At 63.4% G+C, this 15,301-nt stretch carries 13 protein-coding genes; 4 read left to right on the top strand and 9 right to left on the bottom strand.

All coding sequences use genetic code 11. The features are described from left to right. The first annotated feature begins 315 nt into the window (after positions 1 to 315). From AA0Z93_RS13950 to AA0Z93_RS13940, 3 genes are all read left to right on the top strand, one after another. On the top strand, positions 316 to 3,195 hold the full coding sequence (locus AA0Z93_RS13950) for a ribonucleoside-diphosphate reductase subunit alpha (protein WP_413048301.1): 2,880 nt from the start codon (positions 316 to 318) through the stop codon (positions 3,193 to 3,195). A gap of 307 nt (positions 3,196 to 3,502) precedes the next feature. Further along, a complete protein-coding gene (locus tag AA0Z93_RS13945; protein ID WP_313741308.1) occupies positions 3,503 to 4,753 on the top strand; it encodes a ribonucleotide-diphosphate reductase subunit beta in 1,251 nt (416 codons plus the stop codon). 215 nt (positions 4,754 to 4,968) lie between these two features. Then, positions 4,969 to 5,499: a Bro-N domain-containing protein gene (locus AA0Z93_RS13940; RefSeq protein WP_413048302.1), complete on the top strand. Its 531-nt coding sequence runs from the start codon at positions 4,969 to 4,971 to the stop codon at positions 5,497 to 5,499. A gap of 544 nt (positions 5,500 to 6,043) precedes the next feature. Here the strand turns inward: AA0Z93_RS13940 and AA0Z93_RS13935 are convergent. From AA0Z93_RS13935 to AA0Z93_RS13905, 7 genes are all read right to left on the bottom strand, one after another. Next, positions 6,044 to 6,283, bottom strand: a complete 240-nt coding sequence (locus tag AA0Z93_RS13935) for a type II toxin-antitoxin system RelB/DinJ family antitoxin (RefSeq protein WP_413048303.1) — start codon at positions 6,281 to 6,283, stop codon at positions 6,044 to 6,046. A 143-nt stretch (positions 6,284 to 6,426) separates the two neighbouring features. Further along, the gene (locus AA0Z93_RS13930) at positions 6,427 to 7,224 is read right to left on the bottom strand and encodes an IclR family transcriptional regulator (RefSeq protein ID WP_413048304.1); all 798 of its coding nucleotides are present in this window, start codon (positions 7,222 to 7,224) and stop codon (positions 6,427 to 6,429) included. 60 nt (positions 7,225 to 7,284) lie between these two features. Continuing rightward, the gene (locus AA0Z93_RS13925; RefSeq protein WP_413048305.1) at positions 7,285 to 8,595 is read right to left on the bottom strand and encodes an MFS transporter; all 1,311 of its coding nucleotides are present in this window, start codon (positions 8,593 to 8,595) and stop codon (positions 7,285 to 7,287) included. Between the two features lie 58 nt (positions 8,596 to 8,653). Further along, positions 8,654 to 9,802, bottom strand: coding sequence for a galactonate dehydratase (gene dgoD, locus AA0Z93_RS13920; protein WP_314491043.1), 1,149 nt, complete (start codon positions 9,800 to 9,802; stop codon positions 8,654 to 8,656). Between the two features lie 38 nt (positions 9,803 to 9,840). Next, positions 9,841 to 10,461: a 2-dehydro-3-deoxy-6-phosphogalactonate aldolase gene (locus AA0Z93_RS13915; RefSeq protein ID WP_413048306.1), complete on the bottom strand. Its 621-nt coding sequence runs from the start codon at positions 10,459 to 10,461 to the stop codon at positions 9,841 to 9,843. 13 nt (positions 10,462 to 10,474) lie between these two features. Further along, positions 10,475 to 11,464 carry a 2-dehydro-3-deoxygalactonokinase gene (locus AA0Z93_RS13910; protein WP_413048307.1) on the bottom strand — a complete coding sequence of 330 codons (990 nt, stop codon included), beginning with the start codon at positions 11,462 to 11,464 and terminating at the stop codon, positions 10,475 to 10,477. Positions 11,465 to 11,830: 366 nt separating this feature from the next. Further along, entirely contained in the window at positions 11,831 to 12,304 is a 474-nt protein-coding gene (locus tag AA0Z93_RS13905; RefSeq protein WP_413048308.1) for a hypothetical protein, read from the bottom strand. Positions 12,305 to 12,598: 294 nt separating this feature from the next. Here AA0Z93_RS13905 and AA0Z93_RS13900 point away from each other — a divergent pair, with 294 nt between their 5' ends. Then, positions 12,599 to 12,865 (top strand): helix-turn-helix domain-containing protein, encoded by a 267-nt coding sequence (locus AA0Z93_RS13900; protein WP_413048309.1) that lies wholly within the window; start codon positions 12,599 to 12,601, stop codon positions 12,863 to 12,865. A gap of 296 nt (positions 12,866 to 13,161) precedes the next feature. On the opposite strand, the gene AA0Z93_RS13895 is transcribed toward AA0Z93_RS13900, so the two are convergent. Together AA0Z93_RS13895 and AA0Z93_RS13890 are read right to left on the bottom strand one after the other, a co-directional pair. Next, a complete protein-coding gene (locus tag AA0Z93_RS13895; RefSeq protein WP_413048310.1) occupies positions 13,162 to 14,148 on the bottom strand; it encodes an asparaginase in 987 nt (328 codons plus the stop codon). Then, complete coding sequence (locus AA0Z93_RS13890) at positions 14,145 to 15,299, bottom strand: hypothetical protein (RefSeq protein ID WP_413048311.1); 1,155 nt, start codon at positions 15,297 to 15,299, stop codon at positions 14,145 to 14,147. Before AA0Z93_RS13890 ends, AA0Z93_RS13895 begins: the two co-directional genes overlap by 4 nt. Between the last annotated feature and the right edge of the window lie 2 nt (positions 15,300 to 15,301).

The following is a 15,301-nucleotide window of genomic DNA, read 5'->3' as shown; positions in this document are numbered from 1 at the left end:
ACTTCAAGCGGCATCAGCAGACAAATCGCTCCTGCAGAGGTGACCGAAGCAGCCCGCCTGGGCCCCGTCCGGTCATAGGTGCCCAGCTCACGCGAAGCACCAGACGGCAATGGGTTACGGGCTTGCCCGCAGCCTTTGACTTCGGCCAGGGAGTGGCATTCGTCTGCCCTAATTCCTGAGTCTGTCCCGGAGTCGGCACGCCCGAACGAGCGAATGCGCGCGTCGCATCGCTGTTCGGCGGTTAATAACGTGGACAGAACCGGTGGGCGCCCACAAGGCGCCCGAACACTATAGAAACTGTGGAGACACCCACCGATGCAAACCGACACAACTCGCGAGAACCTGCAGACGACGCTGCCACAGGGCGCCGCTTCCAACCAGGATCTGGCCGCCACTGCGCCCGGCCAATTGCGCGTGATCAAGCGTAACGGCACTGTCGTCCCGTACACCGACGACAAGATCACCGTAGCCATCACCAAGGCGTTTCTCGCAGTTGAAGGCGGCGCCGCTGCCGCCTCGTCGCGCATCCACGACACCGTCGCGCGCCTGACCGAGCAGGTCACCGCCACCTTCAAGCGTCGCATGCCCTCGGGCGGCACCATCCACATCGAAGAGATCCAGGACCAGGTCGAACTGGCCCTGATGCGCGCCGGCGAGCAGAAAGTCGCCCGCGACTACGTCATCTACCGCGACCAGCGTGCCAAGGAGCGTGCCACCCGCGCCAACGCCGACGCCGTGGTCGAGCCGCACCCGACCATCCGCATCTCCCTGGCCGACGGCAGCAAGGCGCCGCTGGACATGACCCGCCTGAACACCATCATCAGCGAAGCCTGCGAAGGCCTGGCCGAAGTCGATGGCGACCTGATCCAGCGCGAAACCCTGAAGAACCTGTACGACGGCGTCGCCCTGAAAGACGTCAACACCGCCCTGGTGATGACCGCCCGGACCCTGGTCGAGCGCGAGCCGAACTACTCCTTCGTCACCGCCCGCCTGCTGATGGACACCCTGCGCGCCGAAGGCCTGGGCTTCCTGGAAGTGGCCGACAGCGCCACCCACCACGAGATGGCCGAGCTGTACGCCAAGGCCCTGCCGGCCTACATCGCCAAGGGCGTCGAATTCGAACTGCTCAACCCTGCGCTGAAAGACTTCGACCTCGAGCGCCTGGGCCAGGCCATCGATCACGAGCGCGACCAGCAGTTCACTTACTTGGGCCTGCAGACCCTCTACGACCGTTACTTCATCCACAAGGACGGCGTCCGCTTCGAGCTGCCGCAGGTATTCTTCATGCGTGTGGCCATGGGCCTGGCGCTGGAAGAACAAGACAAAGAAGCCCGCGCCATCGAGTTCTACAACTTGCTGTCGTCGTTCGACTACATGGCGTCGACCCCGACCCTGTTCAACGCTGGTACCCTGCGTCCGCAGCTGTCGAGCTGCTACCTGACCACCGTGCCGGACGACCTGTCGGGCATCTACCACGCGATCCACGATAACGCCATGCTGTCGAAATTCGCCGGTGGCCTGGGCAACGACTGGACCCCGGTGCGTGCGCTGGGCTCCTACATCAAGGGCACCAACGGCAAATCCCAAGGCGTCGTGCCCTTCCTGAAAGTGGTCAACGACACCGCCGTCGCGGTCAACCAGGGCGGCAAGCGCAAGGGCGCGGTCTGCGCCTATCTGGAAACCTGGCACCTGGACATCGAAGAGTTCATCGAGCTGCGCAAGAACACCGGTGACGACCGCCGTCGTACCCACGACATGAACACCGCCAACTGGATCCCCGACCTGTTCATGAAGCGCGTCTTCGACGACGGTCAGTGGACCCTGTTCTCGCCGAGCGAAGTGCCCGATCTGCACGACCTGACCGGCAAGGCCTTCGAAGAGCGCTACGAGTACTACGAAGCCCTGACCGAGTACAACAAGATCAAGGTGTTCAAGACCATCCAGGCCAAAGACCTGTGGCGCAAGATGCTGTCGATGCTGTTCGAGACTGGCCACCCATGGCTGACCTTCAAGGACCCGTGCAACCTGCGTTCGCCGCAGCAGCACGTGGGCGTGGTGCATAGCTCGAACCTGTGCACCGAGATCACCCTGAACACCAACAAGGACGAAATCGCGGTCTGCAACCTGGGCTCGATCAACCTGCCGAACCACATCGTCGGCGGCAAGCTCGACACCGCCAAGCTGCAACGCACCGTCAACACCGCCGTGCGCATGCTCGACAACGTGATCGACATCAACTACTACTCGGTGCCGCAAGCGCGCAACTCGAACTTCAAGCACCGCCCGGTGGGCCTGGGCATCATGGGCTTCCAGGACGCGCTGTACCTGCAGCACATCGCCTATGGCTCGGATGCGGCCGTCGAGTTCGCCGACAAGTCGATGGAAGCGGTCAGCTACTTCGCCATTCAGGCTTCCTGCGACCTGGCCGACGAGCGCGGCGCCTACGAGACGTTCCAGGGTTCGCTGTGGTCCAAGGGCATCCTGCCGCTGGACTCGCAACAGATCCTGATCGAAGCCCGTGGCCAGAAGTACATCGACGTCAACCTGGAAGAGTCGCTGGACTGGGCGCCGGTGCGTGCCCGCGTGCAGAAAGGCATCCGTAACTCGAACATCATGGCCATCGCGCCGACCGCGACCATCGCCAACATCACCGGCGTGTCGCAGTCGATCGAGCCGACCTACCAGAACCTGTACGTGAAATCGAACCTGTCGGGCGAATTCACCGTGATCAACCCGTACCTGGTCCGCGACCTGAAAGCGCGCGGCCTGTGGGACGCGGTCATGATCAACGACCTGAAGTACTACGACGGTTCGGTGCAGCAGATCGAGCGCATCCCGCAGGAACTCAAAGACCTGTACGCCACCGCGTTCGAAGTCGAGACCAAGTGGATCGTCGATGCCGCCAGCCGTCGCCAGAAGTGGATCGACCAGGCGCAGTCGCTGAACCTGTACATCGCCGGCGCTTCGGGCAAGAAGCTCGACGTGACCTACCGCATGGCCTGGTACCGCGGTCTGAAGACCACCTACTACCTCCGTGCCCTGGCCGCGACCAGCACCGAGAAGTCGACCATCAACACCGGCAAGCTCAACGCCGTATCGAGCGGCGGCGACAGCGCCCCGGCCCAGGCCGCCGGCCCCGCCCCGGTGCCTAAAGCTTGCGCCATCGACGAGCCGGATTGCGAAGCCTGCCAATAAGGCCCGACGCCGCGCATCGAGCGCGGTCCCTGTGGGAGCGGCTTCAGCCGCGATGGGCTGCGCAGCAGCCCTGACAGCTGCAGTCATCGTCAGTCCGGCCTCCCCCATGCTTCCGCCGGGCAGCGCCATACAACACGGACGCGCCACCGCAACACTCAACACAACAAACCGAGGCCTAGCCGCCTCGGCCGCCCCATACCGGGCTTACCTGATTTGCGTGCACTGCATCACCCCGACAAAGGGTCAGGAACCGCATCCCCTTTCCACGGCCCTACCTGCATAGGGCCCTCAAGCCGGAGCATCCACCATGCTGAGCTGGGACGAATTCGATAAAGAAGACGGCGAAGTCGCCGCCAAGACCGCTACGCCTGCCCAGGCCGCCGCCACCGCCAACCTGGACCGCCTCGACAGCGCCGGCGACGCCGCCGCCCAGGAAGCCCGCGCCGCCACCGCCGCCGACTCCGACGCGGTCAAGCGCGCCAAGGCCTCGCTGAACGACCTCGACGTCGCCGAAGGCCTGGCCGAGCTGGAAGGCTCCGCCGCCCGCGTCGCGGTCGACGAAAAGCGTATGATCAACTGCCGTGCCGACCTCAACCAGCTCGTACCCTTCAAGTACGACTGGGCCTGGCAGAAGTACCTCGATGGCTGCGCCAACCACTGGATGCCGCAAGAGGTCAACATGACCGCCGACATCGCCCTGTGGAAGAGCCAGGACGGCCTGACCGAAGACGAACGGCGCATCGTCATGCGCAACCTGGGCTTCTTCTCCACCGCCGACTCCCTGGTCGCCAACAACTTAGCGCTGGCCGTGTACCGCCTGATCACCAACCCCGAATGCCGCCAGTACATCCTGCGCCAGGCCTTCGAGGAAGCGATCCACACCCACGCCTACCAGTACTGCATCGAATCGCTGGGCATGGACGAAGGCGAGATCTTCAACATGTACCACGAGATCCCGTCGGTCGCGAAAAAGGCCGCCTGGGGCCTGAAGTACACCCGCGCCATCTCCGACCCGGAATTCAACACCGGCACCCCGGAAACCGATAAAGAACTGCTGCGCAACCTGATCGGTTACTACTGCGTACTGGAAGGCATCTTCTTCTACTGCGGCTTCACCCAGATCCTCTCCATGGGCCGCCGCAACAAGATGACCGGCGTCGCCGAACAGTTCCAGTACATCCTGCGCGACGAGTCGATGCACCTGAACTTCGGCATCGACGTGATCAACCAGATCAAGATCGAGAACCCGCACCTGTGGGACTCGGCGATGAAAGACGAAGCCACGCAGATGATCCTGCAAGGCACCCAGCTGGAAATCGAATACGCGCGCGACACCATGCCGCGCGGTGTGTTGGGCATGAACGCGGCGATGATGGAGGACTACCTCAAGTTCATCGCCAACCGTCGTCTGACGCAGATCGGCTTGAAGGAAGAGTACCCAGGGACGACCAACCCGTTCCCGTGGATGAGCGAGATCATGGACTTGAAGAAGGAGAAGAACTTCTTTGAGACGCGGGTGATTGAGTATCAGACGGGTGGGGCGTTGAGCTGGGACTGATGGTCCGGGCTGGAACTGGAAGGGCTGCCATTTGGCAGCCTTTTTATTGCTCGGAATACATTTTTAAGGTTGGCTCTCTAAGTTAGGAAGTCTCCTACACTGCCGTTATTGCCTAACTCAACATCTCACGATAACGTTTCCCAGCGCTTAAGAACGCTCACGCGGCGGAACCCGTTCCCGTTAGCAACGGCTCTCCTGATCAAGGAAGGCCCTATATGAACACTCGTTTCGAACCTAGTCTGTTTACCCGCCACAACCGCCCCCTTCACACGCTTTGGCTCGACGCCCAAGCCTGGTTCTGCGCCCACGAGCTGGGTCGTATGGCCGGCCGACTCTACGATCAGCGCTGCATCCGTAAGCTCGATGCCGATCAACATCGAGTCGTGCAGCTGTTTCGCTATGGCCAGTTCAGCGAGACAACAATGATTAGTGAGTCTGGCGCCTCTACGTTGCTTGCGCATCACTATATTCCCGAGAATCGCAGCCTTCGTCATTGGCTCACGCACGAGGTAGTCGAGGCATTACGCAGGGGCGCTTGCAGTGATGATGCGCACTCGCCACACCTTGATTCCATGGCTTGGCCCGGCGGGCACGTGACGAGTTTTATGTACTGGGGTGGTGAGCGTTGGATGCGCATCAGAGACATGCCAAGGCTGATCGACGCTGAAGAACGTGTATGTATGTCGAGGCGATCGAATGTGAGCTGGATGGCACGTGCGCGCCAGGCGTTGAGGCTATCGACATGATGAGTAATTGAGACGTCCGCTAATTGGGCCGTTAAGCGGCCTGGTCGTCTTTAGAGCTGGTCTTTGAGCAGGCCGGAGCGTTCCGAGACGATTGCACGGCTCACGCTTTGGTGAGCCGGCTGGCTCAACGCAGTGGTTCAGGTTCCACCAGATGACTCGGGTAGCCCGATGAAAACTAGGCATCAAACACGCCTTAGCGATGAAGTCATCGAATATCTGGAAAGCCAGATTCCAGCGATAGCCGCAGCGGCGACTCGCCTCGCCTATTTCCAAGCCGTAGCGGCAGGCCACACCGTGGTAACCCTCGAGCAAAACCGTCTTATGGCCAGATACGCAGATGGGCGTATTGAAGTAATGGCGGAGACGAAACCCGGTATGAAGGTGACGATGGGAAAGCGCTTCAGCGTGCGCAAAATCGGTGGGTGCGCCTAAACGTCGTCTTATTGCCAGCCCCAGCGGGTCAGGAAAAAGCACGATCCAAGACTGACCTCTTCGTCTGATTAGCCCCTTACATAAACATCGATAAATCAGTTCGAAGCGGAAGCTATAGGTCTTCCAGCTGCGCCTTCACGCGTTGGGGCAAAGCAAGCCGCTCCCTGGCAATCGCGATCAGGTGTTCGTCTTCCTCGCTCATCGAGACAGGCCAAAACGGCAGTTCTCCTTTTTCGGCCACATATTGCAGCGCTTGGCGCACGAACTCAGACGGGGTGACACCCAGTCGTTCGAGCTGTTGGTACGCACGGGCTTTGAGCACGTCGTCGATGCGGATATTGATAGACGCCATGCAGGGCTACTCTCTATGAAGATAATGGTCGTGACAGCGCCCCGGCTTCAGCCCGAGCTCAACGGACGCCCACCTTTCGCAACCTCTGCGCACCCATGTCGGCCAGTTCACATCGCTTGCTGGGATGCCGGAAAACGGCATCCCTACCCCCACCCCAACTCCCCCGACAACCGCCCCACCACCCCCTTCACCACCGGCACCAACTCCCCCATCTTCCCCTCCGACATATACGGCACCGTACTCGCCACACTCACCCCCGCCACAATCCGCCCGCTGGCATCGCGCACCGGCGCCGCCACACAGCGTATCGACGGTTCGTTGTCTTCCAGATCGAACGCATACCCCCCCGTCGCATACTCGACCATGCGTCGCTCGAACTGCGCCCAGGTCTGCTCCACATGCTGCGGCCAGAACGCGCTCTTGCCGCCGGCCGGCAGGCTGGTTTCATACAGCCGCTGCCACTCGGCCGGGGTGTCGTCGATCATCATCGCCTTGCCGATCCCGGTGCGCGCCAGCGGCATGCGGTGGCCGACGCGGGAGCGCATTTCCGGGCCGTTGCGGCCGGGGGTCTTGTGCAGGTAGAGCACTTCATCGCCTTCGCGGATGGCCAGGTGGATGGTGTCGCCGGTCAGGGCCGACAGCTCGTCGAGGTACGGCGCGGCGAGCGTCACCAGGGGTAGCTCTTCACGGGCCTGAAAGCCCAGTTCGATCAGCTTGGGGCCGAGCAGGTAGCCGACCTGGGGCAGCACGCGCAGGTAGCGCTCCTCCACCAGGCAACTGACCAGACGGTGGGTGGTGCTACGGGTGGTGCCGATGTGCTGGGCGATGGCCTTGAGGTCGCGGGCGCCGGCGGCCACGGCCTGGACTACGCCGAGGCCACGCAGGAGGGTCTGGGTGCCGGTGGGAGCGGCATCCTTGGAGGGCTTGGTAGGGTCTTGCATGGGTGGCCTGCGACGGTGAACGGATGGGCGGGCGACAGTATGGTCGCCCGCAGGCCGAGGCTACAACTCGATGCGCTCGACCTTGCCCACCAGCAGGATGTACGACAGTGCGCCGAGCAGCGCCAGTGTCGCGATGTATGTGATGGCCGGGGCGAACGAGGCGCCGCTGGCGAGGAAGCCGATCACGATCGGGGTGACGATGGCCGAGAGGTTGCCGATGAAGTTGAAGACTCCGCCCGTCAGCCCGAGCAAGCGCGCCGGGGCGAGGGTCGAGACCAGCGACCAGGTGATCGAGGCCAGGCCGTTGCCGAAGAAGGCCAGGGCCAGGAAAGCGATCACCAGCGGCGTGGAGTCGACGAAGTTGGCACCGATGATGGCCGTGGAAATCAGCAGGCCGCCGATGATCGGCAGCTTGCGGGCGAAGCCCACGCTGGCGCCGCGGCGGATCAGCCAGTCGGAGAAGAAGCCCGAGCACAGCACGCCGACGAAGGCTGCGAGAAACGGCAGTGAGGCCAGCAAGCCAGACTTGATGAAGTCCATGCCGCGGTATTTCACCAGATAGGTCGGGAACCAGGTGAGGAAGAACCACAGCGTCGAATTCAGGCAGAACTGCCCCAGGTAGATGCCCCACAACTTGCGCTTGCTGAGCACGATGCCGAGGTCCGCCCAGCTGAACTTGGCTTTGACTTTGGCCTGCTCGGCCTGGATGTCGACCAGCCCGCCGCCGGCGCGGATCAATTCGATTTCCGCCTCGTTGGCGCCTTTGAAATCGCGTGGCTCGCGATAGACCAGGTACCAGATCACGCCCCAGAGGATGCCCACCGCGCCGGTGGCGACGAACACCATGTGCCAGCCGAAAGCATGTTGCAGCCAGGCCAGCACCGGGGTCAGGAAGGCCAGGCCGACGAATTGCCCGGAGGTGTAGAAGCCGATGGCCGTGGCCCGCTCGCGCTCGGGGAACCAAGTGGTGACCACACGGCTGTTGATCGGATAGGCCGGCGCTTCCAGCGCGCCGACCGCCATGCGCAGCACGAACAGCGCGATGAAACTGGCGGCAAAGCCCAGCAACACCGTGGCGATCGACCACAGCACCAGCGCCGCCGTGTAGAGAATGCGCGGCGGCACCCGGTCGACCAGCCAGCCGCCCGGGATCTGCATGGCCGCATAGGTCCAGCCGAACGCCGAGAACACCAGGCCGACGTGGATCGGGTCGATGCCCAGTTCGCTGGTCAGCGCGGGCGCGGCGATCGACAGGTTGCTGCGGTCGAGGTAGTTGATCACCACGGTGATGAACAGCAGCACCATGATAAAAAAACGCTTGCGGCTGGGCGCCACCAGGACGGGTTGCCCGGCGAGGATCTGCGGCTGCATGGGGGGGGCCTCTTGTTGTGATTATTGAGGTCGGTTCAGCGGTTGGATGGGCGCGCCGCTACCACTCGGCAAAGCTGCCGTCGGCGTGGCGCCAGATCGGGTTGCGCCAGCGATGGCCGATGGCTGCGCGCTCGATCACGTATTCCTCGTTGATTTCGATGCCCAGGCCCGGGCCGTTGGGGATCTTCACCATGCCCTGCTCGTAGTCGAACACGCCGGGGTCGCGCACGTAGTCGAGCAGGTCGTTGCTCTCGTTGTAGTGGATGCCCAGGCTCTGCTCCTGGATGAACGCGTTGTAGCAGGCGGCATCGAGTTGCAGGCAGGCGGCCAGGGCGATGGGCCCCAGCGGGCAGTGCAGCGCCAGGGCGACGTCGTAGGCCTCGGCCATGTTGGCGATCTTGCGGGTTTCGGTGATGCCGCCGGCGTGCGAGGCGTCGGGTTGGATGATGTCGACGTAGCCCTCGCTGAGGACGCGCTTGAAATCCCAGCGCGAGAACAGCCGCTCGCCGAGCGCGATCGGCGTGCTGGTCAGCGGTGCCAGCTCTTTGAGCGCCTCGTAGTTTTCGCTGAGCACCGGCTCTTCGATGAACATTAGCTTGTAGGGGTCGAGCTCCTTCATCAGCACCTTGGCCATCGGCTTGTGCACGCGGCCATGGAAGTCGACGCCGATGCCGACGTTCGGGCCGACCGCGTCGCGCACGGCGGCGACGTTGGCCAGGGCTTGGTCGACCTTGTCGAAGGTGTCGAGAAATTGCAGCTCTTCGGTGCCGTTCATCTTCACGGCGGTGAAGCCGCGGGCCACGGCTTCCTGGGCCGCGCGGGCGGTGTCGGCCGGGCGGTCGCCGCCGATCCAGGAGTACACGCGGATCTTGTCGCGCACCTGGCCGCCGAGCAGGTCGCTGACCGAGACGCCCAGGGCCTTGCCCTTGATGTCCCACAGCGCTTGGTCGATGCCGGCCAGGGCGCTCATGTGGATGGCGCCGCCGCGGTAGAAGCCGCCGCGGTAGAGCACGGTCCAGATGTCTTCGATGTTGCGCGGGTCTTTGCCGATCAGGTAGTCGGCCAGTTCCTCGACGGCGGCGGCCACGGTATGGGCGCGCCCTTCGACCACGGGCTCGCCCCAGCCGGTCACGCCCTGATCGGTCTCGACCTTGAGGAAGCACCAGCGCGGCGGAACGATGAAGGTGGTCAGTTTGGTGATTTTCATCTGCTTGTCTCTCTTGTTGGATGCAGCGCGGTGATGGCTCAGCGCAGGGCTTGCCAGGCGGTCACGTAAGCCTTGGCATTGGCCGCGACCTGCTCGGGCGTCATGCCTGGCTTGTACAGGCCGGAGCCCAGGCCGAAGCCGCGGGCGCCAGCGTCGTGGAACTGCTGCAAGTTGCTGGGGGTGATGCCGCCGACCGGCGCCAGCAGCGTGCCGGCAGGCAACACCGCCAGCCAGGCCTTGACCACCGCCGGGCCCATCTGCTCGGCAGGGAACAGCTTGAGCACGTCGGCACCTTCGGCCAGGGCGGCGAAGGCCTCGGTCGGCGTGGCGACGCCAGGCGCCAACCACAGGCCAGCGGCTTTGGCGGCACGCAGCACCTGTGGATCGCTGTGGGGCATGACGATCAGTTGGCCGCCCGCCGCTTTCACGTCCGCCACCTGGGCGGGCGTGAGCACGGTGCCGGCGCCGATCAGGCAATCGGCAGGCAGGCTGTCGCGCAGCAGGCGGATGCTCTGGTACGGCTCGGGGGAGTTGAGCGGCACTTCGATGACGCGAAAGCCGGCGGCATACAGCGTTTCGCCCACCGCTACCGCCTCACGGGGGTTCAGCCCGCGCAGGATTGCGATCAAACCGTTCTGTGCCAGTGCTTGTTCGAGCATTTGGGGGCTCCTTTCAAAGGGCAGGTGGAGTGCCGGCACGGACCAGGCCGGCGGCCAGCGCCAGTTGCCAGAGGCCGCGCGCGGTGGCGTGTTCGGCGATGCTCGCGGCGCCGAAGCCGCAGGCTTGCAACGCTCGGTCGTAACGCGCGCACAACGGGGCGCTGCCGATCAGCACCACGGCGGGCAGGTGCGCGCTGTCGTGCCGTTGGCGCTGCACCTTCGCGAGTGCTACCAGTTCGTGGCCGATCAACAGGCCCGAGAGGTAGTCGGTCTGTGCCGTCGCGCTCAAGTCGCCGGTCAGGCCCAGGGTACGGGCGCTGAACAGGGTGGAAAGCAGGCCGATGTCGCCCTCGCTCGACAGCGCGACCTGCACACCTCGGTCGAACGCCAGAGCGTCGAAGGTGCCGCCACGCCGTTGGGTGCGGCCCAGGATGCTGTGTTCGCTGAGCACTGCGAACACCTCACCGGTCATGAAGGTGTCGAAGTGCTGGATGCAGCCATCGGCCACCTGCACCCACTTCGAATGGCTGCCAGGCAGGCCGATCAGCACGTCGCCATCGGGCAGACTGGGCAGCGCGCCGAGCACTTGGGTTTCTTCGCCGCGCATGACATTGGGCAGGCGCGAGCGCTGGATCACGCCCGGCACGATGTACACGTCGACGCCTCGCCGGCTGTGCACGGTATGCAGCGCGGCACCGAGGCTGGTGACATCGGCGGGGGTGTCTCGGTAGGCCGCTTCGCTCCAGCCTTGGGCACTGCCGACCATGCCGCAGGCGATCACCGGCAAATCGGGCTGGGCGTCGAGCCAGTCGCCGCAGGCGTCGTCGAAGGCCAGTTCGAAACCGTCGCTGCACAGCTCACCCTTGATTGGGCGTGGGGTGGTGGGTAGCTGCATGACGCCGCTGGGCAATGCGCGCACGTCCAATACCTGGCCGTCGGCTGCGAGTTTGTAAGCACGAAGAGAGGTGGTACCCCAGTCGAGCGCGATCAATTGCGCCTGCATCGCTTCACCTGTTGTGTTTTTGGCAGTGAGTGAAGCGACTATAAACCTGGGGAAGCGGAAATTCCAATATGTAAAACTTTATCCCATATATAGGGATTAACAGCGTTAATGATGGGTAAGCCATCGGCGAAGCAAAATAGCCATGACAGCCGTACCCGCACGCCTCGATTTGGAAGTCGGGGCGGGTCTCGCCAACGTGTTTTTCTACAAAGGAAGTATTGAGGGATTAGCGCGATGTACCAGTCTAGGCCGGTACTGAATGCGCTACAGCCCCAAGAGGCCTGCCATGGGGGTGAACCAGGCCGCCGGGGTTGTACGTGGGCGTAGACATGACCGAACGAGCTTCTTGCTGGAAACGATGTCCAGTCAAGGTTTCGAATCTGCGCCTTTAGCGGGCGCCTCCACCCGATCCACCAACACCTGTTGCTGCGTCAGCAAATCCGTCAACGCCACTTCACGTTCGTTGAGCTGCGGGGTGATCATCACTGAGCGGATCAAGTGATACGTCTTCCCTTCACGCACCTGAATGTTCTCGAACGTAACCACGACCGAATCGTTGCGCCAATCACCAATGTCGAATCCGCCTGCGGCCAGGAACCTCTGGATATCGCGTTCGTCGTTGAAGGCGTTCGCCGGCAGTATCAGCGGACGTTCATTGAGAAAGACCTGGTAGTACTGATGCGACCCGGCTGGAAAATTCTCTTGCACCACGTGCTCGATTCGCCAGTGGTGCACGGTGTTTTCATACACCACGGTGCGCTGGGTCTGATTACCGCTGCACGCGGCCATGATGGGCAGCACGAGCAGGCCGAGGCAGTTTCGAAGGGTGCGCAGGATCATGGATTGGGCTTCGCTATCGTTGAACGTTGGAATGGGCAGGCCTGAAAGCCTACGTTGGCTGAAGGCGGATGCGCAATTGATCGACCGACCTGTCGCGTCTACTGACCTGCTGAAGTCTGGGAATAACAATCACCGGCGAGCTTGCGCAGCTGTACTCACATAGCCAAACAACAGACTTGATCCATGCCTTCTTAAGCTATATAAAATCTTTCATAACAATCCTTATGGCCTGTAAGAACCTTTTTGGAAGTTCTTAAAATGACAGTTTTCCCGCTCGCATGTGCCGACAGGCTAATGAAAATAGGGCTTCTAGCCAGAACCCGTCGACTCGAACAGAAAATTCGTCGCAAAGACCTGGCCGCGCAGACCGGTTTGTCGCTCACCACCCTCGGCAAGATCGAAGCCGGGACACCTACCGTGGAGATGCGTAGCTACATGATCGCGTTGTGGCACCTGGGCGTGCTCGACGAAGCGTTTCAGGACGTGCCGATGACCTCCCCCGCGTCGTTCGCCACGGAACATCGGGTGCGTCTCAAGCGCGTTTCAAGAGAAGATTTCTGATGGCCAGCCCCTACCTCTACATTGCTCAGCCAGTGCGAGCACTACAAGCTGTCCGAGCCAGAGGCATTGGCGGTGATCGACGAAGTGATGAGCTGGGAATCCGATCTGGTAGGGCACTACGGGCATCACCTGAGCGAACCCGAGCTGAGCGTCGCGCTCCAGGCCATGGGAGCTCAGAAACTGCGATAGCGAATGCGGTATCGATCCATAAGCGGATGTAGATATCCGAATCGCACTCACACTGTCATGGGCGACCCGAAAGGACGCCCGTTCAGACTGGATGGGTAAATCCAGAGCTACCGCAACCACCCCTCCAACAACCCCACATTGCCGCAAGCCAACAGCAGCCCCAGCAAAACTCGGCACTTGCGCGGGCACAAAGCCCCTGCCATGTGCACCCCACGCGCCTGCAGGTCTATCTCTCCCCCGACGAACCCATAACTCGACCTCGCCGTCGGTCCATTGCCCGTACGCGTGGCGACCACCACAGGCATCTGTGCCGCCAGCTCACCCAAGGCCTCGGCCCAGGCATGCGACACATGCCCTGCGCCGAACCCTGCGATCACCACACCGGCATAGCCCAGCTCCGGCAATGCCCACAGCAGGTCCGTATCCGCCCCAAGGCAGGCTTCGAGCAATGCGACGGGCGGCATCGGCCCGGTGGGCACTGGCAGCGGCGCATGCGCGCGGCCCGGGCGGTAGTAATGCACAGTGCCTTCGACCACCACGCCCTCGGGCCCGACACCAGGCGACTCGAACGCCGCCAGCGCCAGGCTGGCCGTTTTGCGCACTTGGCTGGCGTGGTGGATGGTGTCGTCGAGCACCACCTGCACACCTCGACCACGGCTGCGCTCGGCCAGGGCCACCTGCACCGCCGCCAGCAGGTTGCCTGGCCCATCGGCGCCCGGCTGGCGCGCCGAGCGCATGGCGCCGGTCATCACCAACGGCGCGGCGCAGGGCCAGAGCAGGTCGAGCAAGTAGGCCGTCTCCTCCAGCGTGTCGGTGCCTTGGGTCAGCACCACGGCCCGCGCACCGGCCTCGACCTCACGCTGCGCCCAGCCCAGTGCTTCGAGCAGCGTGGGTATGTCGAGGGAGGCGCTGGGTTGCAGGCAGAGCGTGCGCGCCCGCACCTGCGCCAGATCGGCGAGCTGCGGCACGCTGCGTAGCAGGGCTTCGCAGTCCAGGCTCGGCGTGACGCCCTGACGCTCGCCGTCGGGCTGCATGCTGAGCGTGCCGCCCAGGCTGCCGACCGACACCCAGGGCAGTACGTTCGACCGGCTCATCCCTCACCTCCGGGAAATGCCCAAGCCAACAGCGGCACCAGGGCCAGGGTGGTCAACGCCATCGACAGCACGTTGCCGATGTAGCCGTGCATGTAACTTGGCAGGCGCTGACTGATCGCTACCGCCAAGGGTGGTGCGAACACGGCGCCCAGCAATGCGCTGCCCACCACCACCTGCCAGTGCCCACCGACCGTCAGCACCGCGGCCGGCACCAGCGAAACGATCGGAATGTAAGTCGGGTACCAGCCGCGCGCCTGCCATTGCCTGCGCCACAACAGCACACCCGTCAACGAGGCCAGCGCCTGCCCGGCGATGATCTGCACGATCAGTTGCGAGCCATAGGCCGGCGCGGCCGGGGTCAGCCACCAGGCCAGGAAGGCGCCCAGCAGCAAGCCGAGGCTGGCCAGTTCGTTGCCGAAGAAAGGTGCTTCGCTGAAATCGGCCAGCACGCGGCGCAAGGTCCAGCCGATGCCATAGCGCGGCGGCGGTGCAGCGACGGTCACAGGTTCCGGCCGCAGACCACCGCTGACCAGCACCGGACACCGCTTGCACAACACGAACGCCAGCACGCTCGCCACGGCCATGCCCAGCACGTTGCCGATCACCACCGGCAAGCCCAGCGGATAGCACAGGTAGTTGACCAGCAGCAGGCTGGCCGGCGTCACCAGCAGCGCGCCCAACAGCGCACCGTTGAGCGCCACGCGCCAGCCGCCACCGAACATCAGCACCATGGCCGCCGGGAGCGAGACGAAGGCGACGAAGGTCGGCTGCCAGGTGCCGCCGTTCAACGTCCAGCCCCACAGCACGTGGCTGAACAGCAGGCCGAGCAAGGAGCTGACGAACACCCAGGGCCAGAGTCCGGTGCCGTAACAGATGGCGAAGCCCTGCCAGCGATACCCTCGCGCATTGGCCCAATGGCCCAGGCAGGCGCCCAACAGCAGCCCGAGCGCGGGCAACTCGTGTTTGTAGAACGCGACTTCGCTGATGTCGCCAAGTATCCAGCGCAGGCGGCTCAGGGGTTGGTCCAGGGTGCTGGAGAGCGTGGCGTAATCGGGCCACTGCCCGGCAACCAGGCTGGCCAGCAACAGGGTCGACAGCGCCACGAACAGCGCCGTGCTGGGGCATACGACAGATGAAGTAGGACGGTTCATGC

Origin of the sequence: Pseudomonas phoenicis, from assembly GCF_047302395.1 — a bacterium.
Taxonomy (GTDB): Bacteria; Pseudomonadota; Gammaproteobacteria; order Pseudomonadales; family Pseudomonadaceae; genus Aquipseudomonas.
The sequence above is the reverse complement of the archived record's forward strand: the minus strand, read 5'-3'. Positions and strand labels throughout refer to the sequence as shown.